This is a genomic window from Pararobbsia alpina, assembly GCF_902859895.1.
Taxonomy (GTDB): Bacteria; Pseudomonadota; Gammaproteobacteria; order Burkholderiales; family Burkholderiaceae; genus Pararobbsia; species Pararobbsia alpina.
This window is the reverse complement of record NZ_CADIKM010000198.1, coordinates 1-759: the sequence shown is the minus strand read 5'-3', so window position 1 is coordinate 759 and position 759 is coordinate 1. Positions and strand designations below refer to the sequence as shown.

Annotated in this window: 1 protein-coding gene; it reads left to right on the top strand. The window is 62.8% G+C overall.

Features of this window, described 5'->3' with window-relative positions; translation table 11 throughout:
- Window positions 1-759, top strand: a 759-nt coding sequence (gene tnpC, locus HV670_RS30250; protein WP_175108577.1) for an IS66 family transposase, incomplete at both ends; no start/stop codon positions are given.

Below are 759 nucleotides of genomic sequence, written 5' to 3'. Positions count from 1 at the left end.
AGTGTCGAAGTACGGCGATCACGTTCCGTTGTACCGACAGGAACGCATCTTCGAGCGTACCGGGCTCGCCATCCCTCGCTCGACGCTGGGCCAGTGGATCGGCATGTGCGGTATACAGCTCCAGCCGCTGGTGGATGCGCTCAAGGAGCGAATGTTGCAGCATCGTGTGCTGCACGCCGACGAGACACCGGTCGCGATGCTCAGCCCTGGCAAGGGCAAGACACAGCGAGCCTACTTATGGACGTACTGCCCCGGGGCCTTCGAGGACCTGAAGGCGGTCGTCTACGACTTCGCCGAGAGTCGCGCGGGTGAGCATGCGAGGGCCTTCCTGGGGAACTGGCAAGGCCAACTCGTCTGCGACGACTTCACAGGCTATAAGGCGCTGTTTACCCGGGGCGTGACCGAGCTTGGTTGCATGGCGCACGCGCGTCGCAAGTTCTACGATCTGCACGCGGCCAACAAGAGCGAGATCGCGCAAGATGCACTTCAGTACATCGCTCAGCTCTACGAGATCGAAGCCGAAGCGCAGACGCTTAAGCCAGGCGAGCGCCTCGCGATCCGGCAAGAGCGGGCTCGGCGGATAGCCGACACGCTACACCGGTGGATGACGCAGCAACGTGCGCGCGTGAGTGAGGGCTCGGCGATTGCCAAGGCGTTGGACTACAGCCTGCGGCGATGGGCCGCGCTGACGCGCTATCTGGACGATCCTCAGGTGCCCATCGACAACAACTGGTGCGAGAACCAGATCAGACCGATTGC